The organism is Adhaeribacter terreus (genome assembly GCF_042657365.1).
In the GTDB taxonomy this organism is placed as follows: Bacteria; Bacteroidota; Bacteroidia; order Cytophagales; family Hymenobacteraceae; genus Adhaeribacter_A; species Adhaeribacter_A terreus.
The window spans coordinates 389444-410411 of record NZ_JBHSKT010000003.1; the positions used below are offsets into that span (position 1 = coordinate 389444).

Consider the following 20968-nt stretch of genomic DNA (forward strand, 5'->3'; position numbering starts at 1 on the left):
AAAAAACGCTACCAAAAATGAAGAAAAAACTCGTAGTTCTCTCCGGTGCAGGAATCAGTGCTGAAAGTGGTATTGCTACTTTCCGGGATGCGAATGGTTTGTGGGAAGGGTACGACGTGATGGAAGTGGCATCGCCGGAAGGCTGGCGGAAAAACCCTGAACTGGTGCTCGATTTTTATAACCAGCGGCGGAAAAATGCACATACGGTAAAACCCAACCGCGGGCACGAAATTCTGGCTGAACTGGAAAAGGATTTTGACGTGACCGTAATTACGCAGAACGTAGATGATCTGCACGAGCGCGCCGGTTCTACCAAAGTAATTCACCTGCACGGAAAGCTATTTGAAAGCCGCAGCACGCTTGATGAAAACCTGATCTACCCCATAAACGGCTGGGAACTAAACCTGGGCGATATCTGCGAAAAAGGCTCGCAGCTGCGGCCCAATATTGTGTGGTTTGGCGAAGCGGTTCCGATGATCGAAATAGCTGCTGAAATAACCGAAAACGCCGATGCATTTATTGTAGTCGGTACTTCGCTGGTGGTTTATCCGGCGGCCGGTTTGGTGCATTACGTCCCGAAGCTTTCGCCCATTTTTGTGGTAGATGTAAATATGCCGGAGTTACCGAAGCGCCGCGATCTGCATTTGGTAGAAGAAAAAGCCAGCACTGGTTTAGCCAAAGTTGCCGAAATGCTCAGACACCGCTATTTAACTTAGATTCACCACAATTTTTCATCGTTAAACAAAATTTTCAACCAAAGCAGGCAACCGATTTAAAGTGTATCAGTAAAATTATAGGCTGATACAACCCTAAATCCCGCCCTGCTATTATGAACCGGAAATATTTACAATCTTCGAACTTATCGGCCGTTCGCTACCAGCCTTATACCGGAGTGCTGGAAGTAGCTTTTCATGACGGACAGGTTTACCAGTATTTCAAGGTACCGGCAAAACTATACGCTGAAATGATGCACGCGTCTTCGCACGGCAGCTTTTTCAATTACAACATCCGCCGGCAATTTACTTACCGGAAAGTAGGTTGAACTTATAATTATTTGCTACCTAATTCTCAATCTACTCTTCGTAACTTATAAGCGTAGTGTGCTGGCAAACCGTGTGCAGATCTCGGAACAGCTGATTGAGTAAACTGGTTTGAGTAGCAGCAGCCATGCCCAGATACGGGAACATTTCGTGCGCAGCCTGACGGGCTACTTTCGCGACTTTTTTGCTCGCTTTTGATACCGTTTTTTTCATTTCTTCGGAGAGCATTTGCTGCGTTTCCATTTCCTGCCACGATTCATTTACGGCCGCATAAAATGCAGTGCGCGCTTGTAATAATTCATCATGTGCGTTTTCAAACTTTTCCCGGATAAAAGCATAGCGTTCCGTTGAAGGATCTTGTCGGCGTTGACGATTTTGTTCCAAGGCTGCAAAGGCTTCTTCCAGGAAATGTAACCCCACTCCTAACGCAACCACAGCAAAAGAAACTTCGGCAAATTGCCAGAACGGATATTTGTAAAGCAGATAATCAGGAAATAATAGCGGCGGCTGACTCAGATCGAACGTTCTTTCTGCCGGAACAAAAGCGTTTTCGGTTTTTATAGAATGACTGCCGGTTCCCTGCATGCCAAACGTTTTCCAGTCTTCAATGATCGTAACCTGATCGGGTAAAAGTACAAAACTTCGAACCATTTCTACTTCGGTTTTGGTGGCTTCTATTTTGCAGTTTGCCGTGAAAATGGTAGCGTGGTGCGCGCCGCTGCAAAATTGCCATTGTCCGTTTACTATGTAGCCGTTTTCTTGTTTTACAGCCGTACCAGTTATCGCTCCGCTACCGGCTACTACCGCATTTTCAGGTAAAAACAGCATTTCTGCAATGTTTTCGTTTAAGTACGCTGAAAAGAAATTACCGCCGAAGCCAATGGTTACCAGCCAGCCAAAACTTCCGTCTATCTTAGCAGCTTCTTCAAAAATAGCTAACGCTTCGGGCAAAGGCATTTCGGCGCCGTGCAGGCTTTTGGGCAGAAAAAGTTTAAAAAGCTGATGCTCGTAAATGTAAGTCAGAATTTCCGGCGATAACTTTCCGGTTTCTTCTAATTTGCGGGAATAATTACGGACTTGCTGAATAATTTCTTCGTTGAAAAACTGCACGTTATTTTCTCTGATTAAGATTTGTTCTGATAACATTTTCGAAAACCGAATGGAAGATTGTGAGCACTTTTTAAGGCTTAAACCCTACCGTTTTTAATTCGAACTGAACGTCATTTTGCTGGACACTTTGATCTGCTGAAAACCGGTAAACGTTACCTGTTCCGTAATTTTGTTGTAGCTCAGATCCAGCTCTTTATTACGCAAGCCTTCCACGGTAAAATCTGTAAATAGCGAACCTACCGAAAGAACCAGGCCCGGTGGCAATTGCGTAATGCCGGCCATGGTTGGAAAATGCAAAGCAGTGCCCAGAAAAATGCGGGCTTTTTTCTTGTCGGTATCGAGCCAGTACCAATTGTCTTCGCCCGTAGATTTTACCCCGATCAGGTTCTGGATCAGCGTGTTTTCGTAAGTCAGTTTTCCTTTGTCTTTTATCATGAGGCGGTGGCCGAAACCAACAGTAGTATCACTGAGCAAAATACCATTTACCGCGGTGCGCACGTGCAGATCGTACCCGTTAAAACTGGAATGAATGACCGTTACCTGCGGATCCGCTCCCGGATTGATCACCCGGATCTCGTAATGATTTTCCATTTCCTGCAGTTTCCAGTTCGCTTTTAAACGGGCATCGCGCGAACGCAACGACAAAAAAGGATCATCATCGCCAACTTTACAAGCTGAAACGCCTAAACCCAACAGCAAAACCAAAATAAGCGGAAGCGAAAAATACCTGCGTAAACAATTCATAACCTGAAGGTAAAAGAAAATTAATTGATGACGATCTTTTCGAGCACGAAACCTACATAATACGCTATGAATGCAGCCAATCCGCCTAAACCAACGGTTTCCAGAGTGCCACGCCAACGGCTTTTGCCGGTTACGATGCTTTTCATTTGTCCGATAATGGCTAAAGCAAAACCGGTAGCCACGCAGGAAATCAGAAAAAGATTGCTTTGTAAGACCGGAAAAACGGATACCAGCAAATATGAAAGCAAGGGAATTATGCCAATAGCAACGAAAGAGAAAAAAGTAACGCCGGCAGTTTTGTAGGGCGTTTTATCGTCTTTCATCATGCCCAGTTCTTCGCGCATCATGGTATCGAGCCAAACTTCGCGGTTCGCTACAATGGTTGCAACCACCTGCTCCAGCAATTCGCCCGAAAAACCTTTAGCTGCGTAGATCTGACGAATTTCATCAACTTCCTGCTCAGGCATATTATCAATTTCCCAGTTCTCTACTTTACGATGCTTGTCGTAATTATCGCGTTCGGCCTGGGTAGAAAAAAAATTTCCAACCGACATTGAAAAACCATCGGCAATTAAATTGGCCATGCCCAGAATAATTACCACCGAAATATCGAGGTTGGCACCTGCCGCACCGGCCACCACCGCAAAAGTAGTTACTGTGCCATCTATGCCGCCGTAAACAAATTCCGAAATGTACGATTTATCGATTCCAAATAAGCCGCGTTTCTGGTGCAGGGTGGTTTCCATGGTTCATATTTTAAGATTAATTACCGGCCAGTATTTCTGTTTGCCAGCCCAGGTTTTTGCGGTAAAAAAGATAGCCTTTTTCAATAAGCAACGGCGAAGGAATATTGTTGTGATAAAGTTGCCCGGTGCCCAAACCCTGCGGAATTAAATTACTGAATGTGGAGGTAAACTGGGCAATAGCATTCAAGCCGATATTCGATTCCAGCGCCGACGTGATCCACCAGCCAATATTACGTTCTTCGGCCAGTGCTATCCACTTTTTGCTTGCTTGTAAACCACCTAACAGCGTTGGTTTGAGAATAATGAATTGCGGCCGGATCTGGTCAAGCATTTTCTGCTGCACCACCATGTCCGTTACCCCAATCAGCTCTTCATCCAGCGCGATCGGGATGGGGCTTTCAGCGCAGATCTTCTTCATGGCTGCGTACTGGTTCGGTTTTATGGGTTGCTCTAACGAATGAACGGAAAATGCAGCAAGTTTTGAAAGTTTTTCCAGTGCATCTTTCGGGCTGAAAGCGCCGTTGGCATCGAGCCGAATCTGTAATTTTTCGGGCGGAGCCATTGCTCTGACCGATGCGAGTATTTTCAGCTCTGTTTCAAAATCGAGGCCGCCAATTTTCAGTTTCAGGCAATCGTAACCCTGATCCAATTTCTGCAGAATCTGCTGTTGCATGAATTTTTCGTCGCCCATCCAAACCAGACCATTTATCGGAATGCCAGTTTCGCCCTGCGTAAATTCAGTATCAAAAATTATCTTTTTCCCGCCGTTCTTAAAATCGAGCAAAGCCGTTTCAACAGCAAATTTCAGAGCCGGAAGATCATGAAGGTCCTGCTCCCAAAGCCAGCTTTCAGCATTTGAAAAAACGCTATGTTTTTGCGCATTAAAAGTCTGGCAAAACGCTTCGATCTTCTCTTCAAAATCCGGCCGAAAATCAACACTCAAACCTTCGAGCGGAGCGGCTTCTCCCCAACCAGTGATCTCAGGATTTTTGGGATCGGAAAGCTTCAGGTAGTAAGCCGTATGCGAGGTTAAACTGCCGCGCGAAGTACGGGCATCGAATTTAAATTGCAGGTTGTGGCGGGAAAAACGGAGTTGAAAAGGCATGAAAAACGGTAGGGTTTAAGCGCTTAAAAGTAAGATAGTTTGCGCGGAAATACTACGATTTTAAGCACGAAGCGTTCAGGAAGAGCCAAACCTTTCACAAAAAATGGAGTTAAAAGAAAAACCAGAATTCATCAACTTCCCAGAATTATATGTTATTGCCGGTAGAAACTGCAACCAATGTCTTAACCACCCGCTTCCTGGCTATAAGAACGCAAACTGAAGCAATTTGCCAGCCTTTGCAACCCGAAGATACGGTAGTGCAACCCATTGTAGATGTAAGTCCTCCAAAATGGCACCTGGCGCATACAACCTGGTTTTTTGAAACCTTTATTCTGCAGCCGCACCAACCCGATTACGCTGTTTTTCACCCCAAATACAACTACCTTTTCAATTCGTATTACAACAGCATTGGAAGCCGAGTTTTGCGCAACCAACGCGGTACCTTAACCCGCCCGAACCTGCAGGAAGTTTACCAGTACCGCGCTTACGTAAACGAACAAATGCAGGAGTTTTTAACCAAAGCTTCCGCAGAAAAATTAGCCGAAATAGCACCGGTTTTTGAGCTTGGGCTGCAACACGAACAACAACACCAGGAATTACTCATCACCGATATAAAATACATTCTCAGCACCAATCCGCTGCTGCCTGCATACCTACCAAAACAAACCAAAACGGTATATTCCGAAGCCTTAAAACCCGAAATGCTACCCGTAAAAGGCGGAATACATGAAATTGGCTACCCCGGCACCGATTTCTGTTTCGATAATGAATTAGGCGTGCACAAAGTTTATGTAGATGATTTTAAGATCATGAACCGGCTCGTTACCAACGGCGAATACCTGGAATTTATGCAGGCCGGCGGTTACGAAGATTTTAGACATTGGCTTGGCGAAGGTTTTGAACTGGCCAAAACGGAACATTGGCAGGCGCCGCTTTACTGGGTTCAGCACGAAGACAAATGGCAGCATTTTACCTTGCACGGCCTGGAAGAAATTGACCTGCATGCACCCGTAACGCACATCAGTTTTTACGAAGCCAACGCTTATGCAACCTGGGCCGGCAAACGCCTGCTCACCGAATTTGAATGGGAAATTGCCTGTAAACAATTCCATCCCGACCCTGCAAATGGTAATTTCCTTGAAAGCAAAAATTTTGGCACTTTGCCTGCAAAAAATACCGAAGGTTGTGCCCAATTGCTTGGCGATCTCTGGGAATGGACTTACAGCGCATATCATCCTTATCCGAATTACAGCAAAGCGCCCGGCGCACTTGGCGAGTACAACGGCAAATTCATGATCAACCAGATGGTGCTGCGCGGCGGTTCCTGTGCTACGCCGCAAAGCCATATCCGTCCGACGTACCGCAATTTTTTTCACCCTGATAAACGCTGGCAATTTACCGGTATCCGGTTGGCCGAATAAAGATTAGAACCCATGGATTTACGCTTAAATACTTCGAACGCAAACCAAACTTCCGAATTGGTAAACGCAATGAATTACGATCCTGAATTGGCGCGCGATGTGCAGGAAGGTCTGAAGCAAACCCCGAAAAGAATTTCCTCCAAATATTTTTATGATGGTGCCGGCAGCAAATTGTTTCAGCAGATCATGGAGTTGCCGGAATATTACCCTACCCGTACGGAGTTTAAAATTCTGGAAGAACAGCAAGCTGAGATCAGCAGATTTTTTGGGCTATCCGACTTTTTCCATTTAGTAGAACTTGGCGCCGGCGATGGTCTAAAAACCAAAATATTGCTCAGGCAACTGTTGCACATGAAAGCAGATTTCGAATACGTGCCGGTCGATATTTCGGGTGATATTCTGAAGCTGCTGGACAGCAGTTTAAAAACCGAACTTCCTGCTTTAAAAACAGATAGTTTTACCGGCGATTATTTTAAAGCACTGCACTGGCTGCAGAAAAATAAAGAAGGCCGTAAAGTGGTGCTCTTCTTAGGCTCCAACATCGGTAATTTTGAAGACGGCGGCGACCTGGAATTTCTGCAGGAGATCCGAAAATATCTGAACCCGGAAGACAAAGTTTTAGTCGGTTTCGACCTGCGAAAAGACCCGCGCACCATCCGGCAGGCTTACGACGATGCGGCCGGTGTAACGGCGGCTTTTAATCTCAATTTACTCAAACGTCTGAACCGGGAATTAGGCGCCGATTTTAACCTGAACCAGTTCGAACATTTTACCGATTACGATCCGCTTAGCGGCGTAGTGAAAAGTTACATTGTGAGCAAAAAACAGCAAACCGTTACTTTTTCAGCCCTAAACCATAGCATTTCATTTGCAGCCTGGGAAGCCATTCATACCGAAAATTCGCATAAATATACTCCGGTGCAAATTGAAGAACTGGGCGAAAAAGCCGGTTTAAAAACCGAACAATTCTTTACCGACGAAAAACATTATTTTGCCGACGTGCTTTTCCGCGTAATTTAGCGCCTATGAAAAATCTGGATCTGTCTTCCGGCGCGGCGCACTTTTTAAGTCCGCGGGCGGCGGTAGAAAATACCATTGCGGCGCTGCAAAAGAATGAAACTTTTTACGGGGAAATTGCGGGTCTGCCAGCTTTGCGAGAAGCTGTTGCCAAACGTTACGAAACCGATTACCAGGCAATAATTTCTCCGGAACATGTGCTGATCACGGCCGGAACCAAGCATGCACTTTTCACTTTATTTTCTGTGGTGTTGCAGCCCGGCGATGAAGTAATTCTCCCCGCTCCTACCTGGTTTGGCTTTACCGAGCTTTTCAAACTGCTGCACGTAAAAGTGATTTTGCTGGAAACTGTTCCGGAAGAAAATTATGCTATAACTCCGGAAAAACTGGAAGGTCTGATCACAGAAAAAACGAAACTGTTTATTTATTCGAACCCCGGTAACCCAACCGGCAGAATTTATACCAAACCAGAAATTGAAAGCTGGCTGAATATGCTGGAAACATACCCGCAGGTAAAAATTCTGAGCGATGAAATTTACGACCTGATCGTTTACGACCAGCATAAGATCACGTCGTTAAAGCAGTTCCCGGATCCGCAGCAAAAACATATGCTGGTAAACGGGTTTTCTAAAAATTTTGGAATGAGTGGCTGGCGGATCGGGTATATTATTGCACCGGAAGAAATTCTGAAAAAGTGCGTTCATTTCCAGCAAACTACCATCTCGGGCGTAAACCCGTTCATACAGGAAGGCGGTGTGGCTACTTTAGAAAGCTTGCCGGAATTTCTGCCGGAACGAATTGAAGCGCTGCAAAAAAACCGCAAACTGCTCTGCAACTGGCTCGATAAGCAACCCGAAATTTCCTATACCAAACCTGATGCTGCATATTACATTTTTGCGGATCTGAACAAACTTCTGCAAACTGAAAAGCTGCGGCAAAAAGGCTTAACCACTTCCGCGAAATTCTGCCAGTTTATGCAGGATGAACTGAAAATTTTAATGCAGCCCGGAGAAAAATTCAATGCTCCCGGGTTTGTGCGCATCACGTTTGCCGTTCCGGAAAATGACCTGTTGGAAACTTTGCAACGGTTATCCGTTTTTTTGGAACAGCAATAAAATTTCCTGTTCAAAGCCGTTCGGACAATTTATCTATTTAAGAAAACTTGCGTAATTACCCGGATATATAGCGCTTTTTCCGGCAAATACTGCCTACTTTTGCGCCCCCAAATCCTACCGTTTTTATGTACGTTCTCACTTACAAAGACCATTTCAAAGCCAATATTTCGTTAGCATACCCGGTGGTACTGAGCCAGTTAGGTCATATTCTGGTAAACGTGGCCGATAGCATGATGGTGGGCCAGCTCGGCACGATTGAATTGGCCGCATCGTCTTTGGCGAACAGCGTTTTTGTGGTGGCTATGGTTTTCGGATTGGGCGTTTCATACAGCATTACCCCATTGGTTGCTTCGGCGGCCGGCAACAATAACCATAACCGGATGTCTTTGTTGCTGGTGAACGGTACGGTTTTATGCACGCTTTTTGGAATTGCGATTGCTGCGGCCGGATACTTTTTTTCACCCATGCTGGTTTATCTCAATCAGCCTGCCGAAGTGGTGGAAAAAGCCATTCCGTACATAACCATCCTGTTCTTTTCGCTGCTGCCGCTCATGGTTTTTCAGGGTTTCAAGCAGTTCGCCGAGGGCATGTCGGTTACCAAACCTCCCATGCTTATTTCCATTTTCGCCAACGTGCTGAACGTAATTCTGAACTACGCGCTGATCTACGGGAAATTAGGATTACCGGAAATGGGTATGAACGGAGCCGCCATAGCCACGTGCATTGCCCGGGTTTTAATGGCCGTTCTTATAGCGTTTTACGTGCTGCGTTCCGAAGATTTTAAGCGATACAGTTACCATTTTCAGCGCAAATATCTATCGTTTATTCACATGCGCCGCATCACCAAAATTGCTTTTCCTATTTCCGGGCAGATGATCTTCGAAGTAGGTGCTTTCAGTTTTTCTGCGGTTATGATCGGTTGGTTAGGTGCAAAAGAATTAGCAGCGCACCAGATCGCGATCAGCACGGCTTCGGTTTCTTATATGATGGCCAGTGGTTTAGCAGCAGCGGGAACTATTCGGGTAGGTATGCAGGCCGGGCGCGGCGATTTTTCGGAACTTCGGAAAGCCGGTAACAGTAACATGATCTTAGCTGTTATTTTTATGACGGTATGCGCGCTGCTTTTCATATTATTGCAAAACGTAATTCCGCACTGGTACACGCAAAATGCCGAAGTAATTCAGTACGCGGCCGGTTTGTTGGTTATCGCCGGCATTTTTCAGATCTCCGATGGTGTGCAGGTAGTAGGTTTGGGAGTTTTGCGGGGCCTGGAAGATGTGAAAGTTCCGGGACTGATCTCGCTGCTGGCGTATTGGGTGGTAGCTTTGCCGATGGGTTATGTGCTGGGTTTTAAATTCGGAATGGGCGTTTACGGCGTCTGGACGGGTTTACTTGTAGGCCTGACCATTGCGGCAGTTTTGCTATACCTGCGTTTCCGGAAATTAAGCCACACGCACTGAACATTTTTCTGCAAAACGAACGTTATAGTTTCAGGCTGAAAAAGCATAGCCTTTTGCTATTATGTTATCAATCAATATTATACCCTTCCTATTTACGTGGTTCCTGGGCTTCGAAAATCCGGCAGCACCGGTTAATTATATAACTGATGAAATTTCATGGAAAGCTTCGCGTCGCCTTACCTGGGAAGATTTTAAAGCCAAAGCCGACGACAAAGATCCGCTACACGCATTAACCGCCACCAACATCGATATGAAAGCCAAATGCGATAACGGCGAGCTGAAAGTGAAAGTAGAATCCGTGTTTTCTACCAAAGAATCGTGGAGTAAAAACAAGCAATCGGAGCGCCTGCTTTTTCACGAGCAGCTGCATTTTGACATTACTGAAATCTATGCGCGCCGCTTATACAAAGAACTCACTTCCCTGAAAAATGCCTGCAACAATACCGAACAGTTAAACAAAATTGCAGACCGGGTTTTTGACGAATGGAAAAAACAGGAAGACTTGTACGACAAAGAAACCAACCACGGCCTGGATCAGGAAAAGATGAAAGTATGGGCCGGAAAAATTAACTTAGAACTAAAAAGTCTGGAAGCGTACGCTGATAAAGACTAAACGCTACGCTTTTGTAGTTAAAAACTGCTTCTGATTTTTCGGAAGCAGTTTTTTTTTTATGCCCTCTGCAGCCTTTGTGCTTAAACAAAACCATAATTTATTTTCAACTGAAGTAGGCTGGGAAAAAACAAATATTATAATATTTTGTTCTTTTCTCATAGTAGTATTAATGCATTAATAAAATTAACATTAAAAGCATTCCATTAACCATTGTTGCTTTATTTAAAGTAATTATTATATTATTCAGACATTAATTATTAGCAGACTACCTGAATTTCTGAGTAAAACGTTGTCATTTTCAGAGCATTAGTAGTAAAAGTGATAACCTCCCCGCTCTTCTTCCCCTTCCTTTTGTTGAACTAATCTTTCACAACTATTAAATAATTCAATTTTAAGACTATGAAAAAAATGATTCAGGATCAGCGATCTGCTTTACGGTGGCTAATTTCTTCAATAATATTAATTGCCATTACCAGCATCAGTGCAGAAACGCTAACGGGTTGTAACCCTAAACCCAAAGAAGATGCTGCTTCTACAAACGAAAGTTCCGGAGAAAATGGTACAGCAATGAATGCTTCTGAAGGAGCTGAAAAAGTAGACAAACAGGCCGATAAACTCCTGAAGGAAATGAGCGACTATTTAACCGCTATGAAGCAGTTTTCCTATACTTCGAAAGGCATAATTGAAATTGTTGGAGACGATAAAACGAAAGATAAGGTAACCTACAATTCGGAGGTATTTATTAAGCGGCCCAATAAAATGCGGGTAAACGTAAAAAATGAAGACCGCAATGCCGCCGTTTATTACGATGGCAAAAAATTTACCGTGCTGGGCAAAAATGCAAATATGTATGCCCAGGCCGATGCTCCCCCAACCTTAGACGCTGCCTTAGATTCAGCCCGCGAAAAGTTTGTGCTGGACCCGCCTGGCGCCGATATGCTTTATACCAATGCCTATGACGGTCTGATGGAACAGGTTACGGATGGAAAAGTGCTGAAAGAGGAAAACATAAACGGAAAAGCAGCTAACCATTTGGCTTTCAAAAGCAAAGAAGTAGACTGGGAGATCTGGATCCAGAAAGGCGAAAGCCCCGTACCGCTCCGGTACAAGATCATTTCTAAAAACGAACCGGAACGCCCGGAAATGACCGTAGATTTTTCCGATTGGAAACCAGGAACCGGTAACGCCTTCGCCGACCAGCAATTTGTTTTAACGCCGCCGGCCAAATCCAGAAAAATCCCTTTCATGACGCTGGGCAGCGGCCCTACAGCCAGTACCACAAACCCAAAAAAGAAATAAAATACAGTTATGGAACGGTTAAAAAAAATTGCAGTGGTGCTGGCGGCCTTCTTTTTAACGCTACTGCTTTCAGAGGAAATATTTTTAATGGCTCAGGGCATCCGTAACCAGCGCGCCCGCATGGATGTACGCGGAACTTCGCGCCGTACTGCCCGCCGGGTAAACCGCAGACACGACTATTACCAGGGTGGCCGGGGGTATTATGGCGGCGCCTATGTAGCACCCGCTGCAGTGGCAGTTGGTGCAGCAGCTACCGCTGCGGTGCTATATTCCTTACCAGGCGGGTGCGTAGATTATTCCGGCTACTACAACTGCAACGGAACCTACTACCAGCCGCAAATGCAGGGCACCGAAGTAGTTTACATCCAGGTAGAAGTTGATGATTAATGTAATTTCAGGACTGTAAAATATAAACTCTTAAAGAAGAAAATAATTCCTGAACATGCCGGAAAATTCCAAAATGACCAGCATGTATGGCTTAATAGAAATTCAAATAACCAATGAATAAACGTTACCACTATGATCATTAAAAAATTTGCGGTGCTGCTGGCCGCATGCTTCCTGACCTTGCTGCTTTCTGAGGAAATACTTTTACTGGCCCAGGGCATCCGCAACCAGCAGGCCCGCATGGATGTGCGCGGAACCTCCCGCCGCACTGCCCGCCGGGTAGACCGGAGGCAGGATGTCTGGGACAGCGGCTCCAGCAATACCGTTTATGTAGAGCCTGCTCCCGCTGCCGCCGCGGCTGCAACGGCCGCCATTCTTTATTCGCTTCCCGCCGGCTGCCAAAACCGGGATGGCTTGTATTACTGCAACGGAATTACCTACGAAGCTCAAATGCAGGGTACAACGGTAGTTTACATTCAGGTCCAGTGAGTTTACCTTCAGTTTCAGTGAAATTAGTTAACCAAAATCAGGAAAATAATAAACCAGGTACCGGAAAAGCGGTAGGGTTTTTCGGTAAAAAAGTGAAATACCAAATCACTTGTTACATTGAATAAACGTGAAATTCCCCCTTTTAAAAATTTCCCGAAACTATGAAAAGGATAAACACATTACTTGTCGTCATAACCAGCCTTTTTGCGCTGCAAGCTACGGCCCAAGAGGTAGAACCGCAGCCGGAAAAAAGGGTAAGCATGGAGATCTACGGCTTTACCATGATGGATGCCGGCTACGATTTCAAACAGGTACACCCAGATTGGTTCGATGTGGTCCGGCCAACCAAATTGCCTTCCTTTAAAGACGAATTCGGGGAAGATGGCGAAACGTATTTCAGCGTCCGGCAATCCCGCTTGGGCGTGAAAGGCTACCTGCCAACCAGATTCGGCGAACTGAAAACCACCTTCGAATTCGAGATGTTCGGCACAGGGGTAGATGCCGGGCAAACCACCATTCGTCTGCGGCATGCTTACGGCGAACTCGGAAAATGGGGCGCCGGCCAGTACTGGAGCCCGTTCATGGATATTGATGTTTTTCCGAACACGGTGGAATACTGGGGACCTAACGGTATGGTTTTTTTCCGGAACGTCCAGATCCGCTACATGCCAATTCAGGGCGATACACGCTTAACTTTTGCGCTGGAACGGCCGGGAGCCAGCGCCGATCAGGGAATTTATGCCGACCGTATCGAGCTGGCCGGCATTGTACCGCAGTTCCAGTTACCCGATCTTTCAGCCGAATATCGTTACGGAAAAAAATGGGGCTATGTGGAATTAGCCGGTATAGTGCGCCGCATAGAATGGGTAGATAAAGACACCATTTCCCTCGATTTCAGCGGCGACGCCACCGGCTGGGGCTTAAACCTGAGTTCGGGCATCAAATTCTTCAAGAAAGACATCCTGCATTTATCGGTGGTTTACGGCGAAGGAATTCAAAACTACATGAACGACGCCCCGGTAGATATCGGGATCCAAAACCAGTTTGATAACCCGAATCAGCCAATTAAAGGCGTAGCCTTGCCGTTGCTTGGCATTGTAGCGTTTTACGATCGTTACTGGTCAGATAAGTTCAGCTCCAGCGTTGGCTATTCCATGCTCGATATCGATAACTCCGATGGCCAGGCTGCCAGCGCATTCAAAAAAGGGCAATACGCTATCGGCAATATTATCTACTACCCTACTGCCAATGCCTTAATGGCTTTAGAATACCAGTGGGGCAGCCGCGATAATTTCAAAGATGGCTGGAATTCTACCGATTCCCGCATTCAGCTTACTTTCAAATACAACTTCAGCCACAAATTATACGCGGAAACTACTCCGGAATAACCAGCAATTTCTACCCTGAAAAGCAACCCAAAAAACGCTATCCTTTTCAATAGAAAAAGTGGTGGCCTGAAAGAATATCCTGAAAAACGCTATCCATTTCCGGCAAAAAAGTCGAAGCTGTAAGAGCAACAAATAGGTAACCGGATGTTTAAAAATTTAAAATTCCTGCTCATGAAAATAAAATTACATTATCCTTTCCTTGTACTTGCCCTCGTCTGCTTTTCCGGGCACCCCCTTTTAGCCCAGACAACCCGCACGGAAAAAGACCTGCTCGGCGAAAAGCAAATTCCCGCCGATGCTTACTACGGCGTACAAACCGCCCGCGCCCTCGAAAATTTCCAGGTTAGCGGTGTGCCCACCAAATTTTACCCCGATTATGTAAAAGCCTACGCCATGGTAAAACTGGCTGCTGCCCGCGCCAATGCCGAAGATGGCCGGTTAAAAAAGGAAAAGCTGGATGCCATTGAAAAAGCCTGCCTGGCAGTAATAGATGGAAAATACCACGAACATTTCCTGGTAGACCTGTACCAGGGCGGCGCCGGAACTTCAGCCAACATGAATGCGAACGAAGTGCTTGCCAACATAGCCCTGGAACTCAGCGGTCATAAAAAAGGCGAATACCACATTATTGAACCGCATGACGACCTGAACATGGGCCAGTCTACCAACGATGTGTACCCGACTACCATTCACGTTGCATTACTCTTGCACAACGACAAAGTGGTAAACGAAGCCAAAGCGTTATCGGCGGCATTTCATAAAAAAGGCGAAGAATTCAAAAACCTGGTAAAACTGGGCCGCACAGAAGGACAGGATGCTGTTCCGATGACCTTGGGCCAGGAGTTTCACGCTTTCGGCAATCAGTTAGATGCGGCTATAGTTGCCCTCAGAGATGCCGAAAAATATTTGTACGAAGAAAATATGGGCGCTACCGCTATTGGTACCGGCATTACCGCTTCGCCGGGCTACGCCGAAAAATGCGCGAAGCACCTGGCCCAGATAACCGGCAAACCAATGCACTTAAGCAAAGACCTGGTAGCGGCTACATCCAGCATGCAGGGTTTTGTTTTATTCTCCGGAGCCATGAAAAACCTGGCCATTACGCTCTCCAAAATTTCCAGCGATCTGATCTTTCTGGCAACCGGTCCACGCACGGGAGTTTTTGAGATCAATCTGCCTGCCTTGCAACCGGGTTCTTCCATTATGCCTGGCAAAGTAAATCCCGTAATGCCCGAACTCATGAACGAGATCTGCTTTAAAGCCATCGGCAACGACATGACGGTTACAATGGCCTCGCAGGATGGTTTACTGCAGTTAAATGCTTACGAACCGGTGGTAGCGGTTTCTATTATGGAATCGCAGGGTTTGTTCTTTAAAGGCATGCCTTTGTTCCGGAAGCAGTGCATTGAAGGCATAACGGCCAACGAAAAAGTGCTGAAGCATTACATGGAACGCAGCGTGGGAATTGTAACGGCGCTTAACCCGGTATTGGGCTACGATAAAACCACCGAACTGGCCAAAGAAGCTTTACAAACCGACAAAGGAATTCTGGAACTGATAAAGGAGAAAAAATTGCTTACCGATGCCCAGATCAAAGAGCTGATGGATCCGGCAAAATTAACTGCCCCAACGCCAATTGCTGGTTCCAGCGGCGCGGCTGCCCCGGCTGATCAGAAAGCTTCCGGCAGCAAAAAGAACAAAAAATCGAAAAAGAAATGATCAACCTAAAAGCGATCTGCCATTATGAAAAATTTTAACAAATATACTGTTGCAATCCTGGCTTGCGCGTTGCTTTCGGTAAACAGCTTTGCCCAGTCAAAAACCGATCAGAATTTACTTGCTTCTGCAAACAAGCCAGTCTCAGAAAATGGGGTTTCAGCCAATAAACCGGCGCTGCCAAATGTAGTAATTCTGGCTACCGGCGGCACAATTGCGGGTTCCGCAGCCAGCGGTACACAAGCGGGCTACACTTCCGGCCAGGTTACTATCGATGCGATGGTGGATGCTGTGCCGGACGCAAAAAAATTAGCCAACATTAAAGGCGAACAAATTTCCAACGTAGGTTCCCAGGACATGAGTTTCGAAATTATGTTGAAGCTGGCCAACCGCATTAACGAACTGATGAAATCCGGCACCGATGGCGTGGTTATTACCCATGGCACCGATACCATGGAAGAAACCGCTTATTTCCTGAACCTGGTAGTTAAAACCGATAAACCGGTAGTGCTGGTAGGTTCTATGCGGCCAAGTACGGCCATGAGCGCCGACGGTCCACTGAACTTATATAATGCCATTTCGGTCGCGGCCGATCCGGAAGCTAAAAACCATGGCGTAATGCTGGTGATGAACGACTGGATCCATTCGGCGCAAAGCTTTGTGAAAGTGAGTACCACCGCCGTACAAACATTCATGTCGCCTATGCGGGGCATTATGGGAACTTCCAATTACGGGAAAAATGAGTTTTATCGCGTACCGCATAAAAAATTCGGCAATAAAAGTGAGTTCTCCGTGGAAGGCGTAAAAACCTTACCAAAAGTAGATATTGTTTACGGTTGCGTAGATATGGATGGCGAAATGATTGATGCCGCCGTAAAAAACAAAGCCAGAGGAATTGTAATTGCGGGCGTAGGAAACGGTAACATGACCAAAGCCGCCTTGGAATCTGTTAAAAAAGCTACCAAAAAAGGCGTGGTAGTGGTAAGAAGTACCCGCGTGGGCACCGGCGATGTGGGCCGCGATGTGGAAATTAAAGACGCTGAATACGGCACTATTGCTTCGCATGAACTGAACCCGCAAAAATCGCGGATATTACTTTCCGTGGCACTGCTGAAAGACCGCAAACCGGATGAACTGCAACGCATGTTCGAGGAATATTAATCTGGCCCCGTCACCTTATTACTTACAGAATTCAGCACAAAACAATAGTAGCTTTTGCGCTGAATTCTGTACCGTTTTTGTGGGTTTAAAAGTTTAACTTTATGGAAAAGGCCGAAAAAGACAACAAACAAAAAAAGGCCAGCCGGAAATCAGTAATCTATTTTATCGGATGCTTTGTTGTGGCTTTCGGTCTTACCTGGCTTTTGCGCGAACCCGGCTTTTCCGATTCGCAGGTATATGCCCTTTTCCTGCTTTTCTTTGCCGTAAGCCTTTGGATTACTGAAGCTATTCCGCCTTTTGCTGTAGGTATTTTCATCCTGGCTTATCTTACTTATACGTTTGGCAACCCGCTCCTTAATTCTGACCCGGAACCGGTAGATAAATACGTAAACACCTTTTCCAGCCGCGTAATCTGGCTATTGCTGGGCGGCTTTTTCCTGGGCTCGGCCTTGGCCAAAACCCGGCTCGATGAGAAACTTTTACGTTTTACGCTGCACCATTCCGGCACCAATCCCCGCAACATTGTAATTGCGTTAATGTTCACTACCATGGTAGCTTCTATGCTCATGTCGGGCACGGCAACTACGGCCATGATCGTGGCGGCCATAATGCCGCTGCTGAATAAACTTGGTAAATCTGGCTTAAGCAAGGCTTTGCTGCTGGGTATTGCGCTTGCAAGCTGCACGGGCGGTATGGGAACCATAATCGGGGCTTCTTCCAATGCCATGGCCGCTGGTATCCTGGAAAATGCCGATATCAAAGTTAGCTTCTTGAGCTGGATGATCTACGGCATTCCGGTGGCGCTTACGCTTACGACGGTAAGCTGCTGGGTTCTGCTGAAAGTTTTCGTAAAAAATACCGAACCCATTTCGCTTGATTTTCTGCATGAAATAGATGAAAAAGAAGAAAAGCTGGAATCGCCGTTTCAGCAGAAAATTGTGCTGGGCGTACTCATTCTTACCATTTTACTTTGGTTAACAAGTGCCTGGCATGGCATTACGGTGGCAGCGGTAGCCGCAATTCCGCTGGTAATTTTAACCTTAACTGGTATTCTGAACAGTTCCGATATTAAAGCCCTTCCCTGGGATACGCTTTTTTTAGTAGCCGGCGGTTTGTCTTTAGGTGCGGCTTTGCAATCTACCCATATCCTGGATCCTTATGTACAGCAGCTCAGAACCATGGAGCTCAACAGTTTTGTTTTACTTCTCATTCTGTCTTTTGCTGCTAATATTCTGGCTAATCTGATGAGTAACGCGGCCACCGTTATGATCCTGATACCATTGGGAATGACGCTGCTTACCGGACTCGAAAAAGAGGTTGCCATTGCAGTTGCGCTGGCTTCATCCACGGCTGTTTTCCTGCCCATTTCTACCACTGCGAATGCCATTGTTTACAGCACCGAATTGCTGGAGCAGAAAGATTTCCGGATTGGTGGATTCCTGATCGGGTTACTTGGTCCGGTGCTGGCTGTTTTGTGGGTTTTGCTGATCGGATGATAAATTGCCATTGTATTTTTAATACCCAGAAAACGCTATGGTTTTAAGTCCGAAAACCCGGGCTGGTTCCAGATCTTTAATTACAGTTTCGCAGCAACTTCAAATTTTTCTCCTTTTGGCAGAATATGCAGAATTATGTGGTGCAGGTTCAGCTGGTCGCCGTGAATTACTTCTGCAAAGTTGTTTTTGGTTAACTTTCTGCCGTCTAAAATTACCACAAGCCCGGAGCCGATCGTTTCAATAGTTTTATTTGCGCTTATCAGAATGGCTGAATCTTCGTCCAGGCCAACGCCAATATAATCCGGGAAAGCTGCTACAGCTTCTGCCAGCCGGAAAAAACGCCTGCGAACCATAAAATGCGTATCGATAATTACCTGGTTAAGCAAACCCAGACCGGTGCCGGTAAAAACGGTACCTTTGAGCAAAGGCGAAGTTTCATCGCGGTTGCCTGTAATCATAACCTGGCTCATGCACATGGCGCCGGCGCTGGTACCGGCAATCAGAAAATCTTCCTCATCGCGGTAGCGTTCCTGCATGATGCGCAGGGCTTTAGAACCGGAAAAAATACTGACCAGCCTGCTTTGGTCACCTCCGCTGAGCAATATGCCATGCGCACTCCTGAACCGTTGCAACATTTCCGGATCGTTGGCGCCGGCCTGGTCTTTAATGTGCATGATTCCTACACGTTCAACTCCCAGCTTTTTAAAGGCATCCTGGTACATTTCGCCAACTTCCTCCGGAATAAGTGAAGCGGTAGTTATTACTTCAATTTGAGGCTGTTCCTGGTTCAGGGTGGTAAGAAAACGCTTCAGCACACCTTCGGCGGCAAAGGCATTTTTGCGCAAAAGGTCTTCTTCTGATAAGGTTTCATAATCGCCCTTATCTTCATGACCACCAATAATTAACATTTTTCCTTTTACGTCTTTCATATTGAATATTTTCCTGTAAAATTGTTTTTGCTGAATAATTTACCAGTGTAAAAAAGGAAATGCAGCCCGACTTTTTATCCCCGAAACCCTACTGTTATTTTTAGTTTAAGTATGCTGACTTTTAGCTTTAGAATTCATCTGAATTTCAGCTGAAATTTATAATTGCAGCTGGATACGGGTCTGAAAGAATTGCGTACCTCCAACTAATCCCAACCGATCTAGCTCACCATAACCATAGGTAAATTCAAGCCTTAAATAATCGTTCAGGTGCCAGTTTAGCATAGGTGTGATCCGCCAGAATTTTCCGCCCGAGATCTCAGCATCAGTCAGGTCGGTATAGGACAATCGTAAAACAGCTTCAAATGCTCCCGGACCACCCTCAAACAAAGGCCGGTTCGGCGAAATTCCTTTGAAAAAACCACCGGCAGTATTATATGCGCGGGTTTCGCCGGTTATCAGCCAGGTAGCTACAATATCGCCACCATGAAACCGGGGATTGCCTTTTTCCGGCGAATCTACCTTCTGGAACCAGTATTCAGAACCAAACAGCCAAGACCCATGGCGGTAATAAATTTCACCGCCGTACATAAAAGTTTGCGTGGCTCTGAAAGGCTTTGTATCTAAAAAATAAGGGGCTGTCCAGGCTTCCGGGCGCGATCTGAGTTGCAGAGTATCTTTATCTGCGTTACCCTTGCGTAAATTCAAACCTAAATGAAAAACTTTACGTTCTTTCTCCGAAAGTATTGGCAGCCACATAAGTCTTAGAACTGCCTGGTTGTCGTAAGATGAAAAGGCCTGATCTTCGTTGTATTTATCTATAAAATAACCGGCATTCCAGCCAATTCTGGGGCCGGGCAGAAAGCCCAGCCATTTAATACCATCACCCAGAATAGGCACAGTCGCATCGCTCATGGTAGAACGCTCCTGTGTCCAGCCGGCGTAACCTACCATAACTTTATTCAGCGAAAAACCTTCCTTGGTTCGCCCAATAAAAAAACTTCCCCACAATTCCGGCACTCCAATCATAATTCCGGTTTCCCGGAATAACCACGATTCTGTAGGCTGATTGTACATAATTCCTACCGAATAGGTAACCGGATGTTTCATTTTTTCCGGCCCCAGCCTGCCTTTAAATACAAACCTGCCGTCGCGGAATTTTATATCCTTTTTAATATCGCCAACCTGTTCTTTGCTTTCTTCATCCTGGCTGAATGTTGCGCCATCGTACAAAAGGCCCCCACCTACCCTCACAGAAAAATAAGGCCCTTTGTATTCATTAAATTTTACCAGTTGTCGCCGCGGAGTTTCCGATTCTGATTCGTCGCCAGCAACCATTTTCCGAATAATAGTAGAAGAATCTGGCAAAACAGCGGTGGTGTCCTGCGCTTGAACCAAAGCTATTCCGGGCAAGAAATGGAAAAGTAGTAAAGCAAAGAAAATTCTGAAAATAGAAGCGTTGGAGATACCGGAGATAAAACTTGCGGTGTTGTAGAAATTGCTCATTGAATTTCAGAATTAATTGAACAGGAAAGGCCACGACACAGGCAAGTAATAGAAAAAAACAACCGGTCTGGCAACGTGCTGAAACCTAGGTTTTACTAATTCTGAATTACTGTCTCAATACAAATTGCTTCTCTACTTTTTCCTGAAATCGGGCTATTGAATTAACCACTGAATATTGAAATTGTTTAACCCGACAGGAGAAACACAAATGTATTATTAACAGCAAAAA

The 20968-nt window shown here is 45.7% G+C and carries 21 protein-coding genes; 14 read left to right on the top strand and 7 right to left on the bottom strand.

The features are described 5' to 3' along the window. The first annotated feature begins 17 nt into the window (after positions 1–17). Positions 18–716, top strand: coding sequence for an SIR2 family NAD-dependent protein deacylase (locus ACFPIB_RS06910; protein WP_378016701.1), 699 nt, complete (start codon positions 18–20; stop codon positions 714–716). Positions 717–829: 113 nt separating this feature from the next. Beyond that, positions 830–1042, top strand: a complete 213-nt coding sequence (locus tag ACFPIB_RS06915) for a KTSC domain-containing protein (protein WP_378016702.1) — start codon at positions 830–832, stop codon at positions 1040–1042. Between the two features lie 31 nt (positions 1043–1073). Here ACFPIB_RS06915 and ACFPIB_RS06920 read toward each other — a convergent pair whose 3' ends face one another. The 4 genes from ACFPIB_RS06920 to ACFPIB_RS06935 are packed head-to-tail and all read right to left on the bottom strand — an operon-like array spanning position 1074 to position 4745. Continuing rightward, positions 1074–2186: an acyl-CoA dehydrogenase family protein gene (locus ACFPIB_RS06920; protein WP_378016703.1), complete on the bottom strand. Its 1113-nt coding sequence runs from the start codon at positions 2184–2186 to the stop codon at positions 1074–1076. 57 nt (positions 2187–2243) lie between these two features. Then, a complete protein-coding gene (locus tag ACFPIB_RS06925) occupies positions 2244–2894 on the bottom strand; it encodes a hypothetical protein (protein WP_378016704.1) in 651 nt (216 codons plus the stop codon). A 20-nt stretch (positions 2895–2914) separates the two neighbouring features. After that, positions 2915–3640 (bottom strand): VIT1/CCC1 transporter family protein, encoded by a 726-nt coding sequence (locus ACFPIB_RS06930; protein WP_378016705.1) that lies wholly within the window; start codon positions 3638–3640, stop codon positions 2915–2917. 16 nt (positions 3641–3656) lie between these two features. Next, the gene (locus ACFPIB_RS06935; RefSeq protein ID WP_378016706.1) at positions 3657–4745 is read right to left on the bottom strand and encodes an o-succinylbenzoate synthase; all 1089 of its coding nucleotides are present in this window, start codon (positions 4743–4745) and stop codon (positions 3657–3659) included. Between the two features lie 149 nt (positions 4746–4894). On the opposite strand from ACFPIB_RS06935, the gene egtB reads away from it, so the two are divergent. The 5 genes from egtB (at position 4895) to ACFPIB_RS06960 (ending at position 10371) form a co-directional block, all read left to right on the top strand. Further along, entirely contained in the window at positions 4895–6166 is a 1272-nt protein-coding gene (gene egtB / locus ACFPIB_RS06940; RefSeq protein WP_378016707.1) for an ergothioneine biosynthesis protein EgtB, read from the top strand. A gap of 12 nt (positions 6167–6178) precedes the next feature. Next, positions 6179–7186, top strand: a complete 1008-nt coding sequence (gene egtD, locus ACFPIB_RS06945; protein WP_378016708.1) for an L-histidine N(alpha)-methyltransferase — start codon at positions 6179–6181, stop codon at positions 7184–7186. Between the two features lie 5 nt (positions 7187–7191). After that, positions 7192–8298, top strand: a complete 1107-nt coding sequence (locus tag ACFPIB_RS06950; protein WP_378016709.1) for a pyridoxal phosphate-dependent aminotransferase — start codon at positions 7192–7194, stop codon at positions 8296–8298. 125 nt (positions 8299–8423) lie between these two features. Continuing rightward, the gene (locus ACFPIB_RS06955) at positions 8424–9758 is read left to right on the top strand and encodes an MATE family efflux transporter (RefSeq protein WP_378016710.1); all 1335 of its coding nucleotides are present in this window, start codon (positions 8424–8426) and stop codon (positions 9756–9758) included. Between the two features lie 61 nt (positions 9759–9819). Next, the gene (locus tag ACFPIB_RS06960; RefSeq protein ID WP_378016711.1) at positions 9820–10371 is read left to right on the top strand and encodes a DUF922 domain-containing protein; all 552 of its coding nucleotides are present in this window, start codon (positions 9820–9822) and stop codon (positions 10369–10371) included. A gap of 3 nt (positions 10372–10374) precedes the next feature. Here the strand turns inward: ACFPIB_RS06960 and ACFPIB_RS06965 are convergent, their stop codons facing one another. Then, the gene (locus ACFPIB_RS06965; protein ID WP_378016712.1) at positions 10375–10530 is read right to left on the bottom strand and encodes a hypothetical protein; all 156 of its coding nucleotides are present in this window, start codon (positions 10528–10530) and stop codon (positions 10375–10377) included. Between the two features lie 240 nt (positions 10531–10770). Between ACFPIB_RS06965 and ACFPIB_RS06970 the strand changes: the two genes are divergently transcribed. The 7 genes from ACFPIB_RS06970 to ACFPIB_RS07000 all read left to right on the top strand — a co-directional run bounded on the left by ACFPIB_RS06970 (position 10771) and on the right by ACFPIB_RS07000 (position 18307). Next, positions 10771–11670, top strand: coding sequence for a DUF2092 domain-containing protein (locus ACFPIB_RS06970; protein WP_378016713.1), 900 nt, complete (start codon positions 10771–10773; stop codon positions 11668–11670). A 9-nt stretch (positions 11671–11679) separates the two neighbouring features. Then, entirely contained in the window at positions 11680–12057 is a 378-nt protein-coding gene (locus ACFPIB_RS06975) for a hypothetical protein (RefSeq protein ID WP_378016714.1), read from the top strand. A gap of 132 nt (positions 12058–12189) precedes the next feature. Further along, positions 12190–12546, top strand: coding sequence for a hypothetical protein (locus tag ACFPIB_RS06980; RefSeq protein ID WP_378016715.1), 357 nt, complete (start codon positions 12190–12192; stop codon positions 12544–12546). A 161-nt stretch (positions 12547–12707) separates the two neighbouring features. Beyond that, the gene (locus ACFPIB_RS06985) at positions 12708–13934 is read left to right on the top strand and encodes a DcaP family trimeric outer membrane transporter (protein ID WP_378016716.1); all 1227 of its coding nucleotides are present in this window, start codon (positions 12708–12710) and stop codon (positions 13932–13934) included. A 171-nt stretch (positions 13935–14105) separates the two neighbouring features. Further along, positions 14106–15653 carry an aspartate ammonia-lyase gene (locus ACFPIB_RS06990; protein ID WP_378016717.1) on the top strand — a complete coding sequence of 516 codons (1548 nt, stop codon included), beginning with the start codon at positions 14106–14108 and terminating at the stop codon, positions 15651–15653. A 24-nt stretch (positions 15654–15677) separates the two neighbouring features. Beyond that, positions 15678–16811: a type II asparaginase gene (locus ACFPIB_RS06995; protein WP_378016718.1), complete on the top strand. Its 1134-nt coding sequence runs from the start codon at positions 15678–15680 to the stop codon at positions 16809–16811. Positions 16812–16912: 101 nt separating this feature from the next. After that, on the top strand, positions 16913–18307 hold the full coding sequence (locus ACFPIB_RS07000; protein ID WP_378016719.1) for an SLC13 family permease: 1395 nt from the start codon (positions 16913–16915) through the stop codon (positions 18305–18307). A gap of 80 nt (positions 18308–18387) precedes the next feature. Here the strand turns inward: ACFPIB_RS07000 and ACFPIB_RS07005 are convergent, their stop codons facing one another. After that, a complete protein-coding gene (locus tag ACFPIB_RS07005) occupies positions 18388–19236 on the bottom strand; it encodes a cyanophycinase (protein WP_378016720.1) in 849 nt (282 codons plus the stop codon). 156 nt (positions 19237–19392) lie between these two features. Further along, positions 19393–20739: an OprO/OprP family phosphate-selective porin gene (locus ACFPIB_RS07010; RefSeq protein ID WP_378016721.1), complete on the bottom strand. Its 1347-nt coding sequence runs from the start codon at positions 20737–20739 to the stop codon at positions 19393–19395. Positions 20740–20968 lie beyond the last annotated feature (229 nt).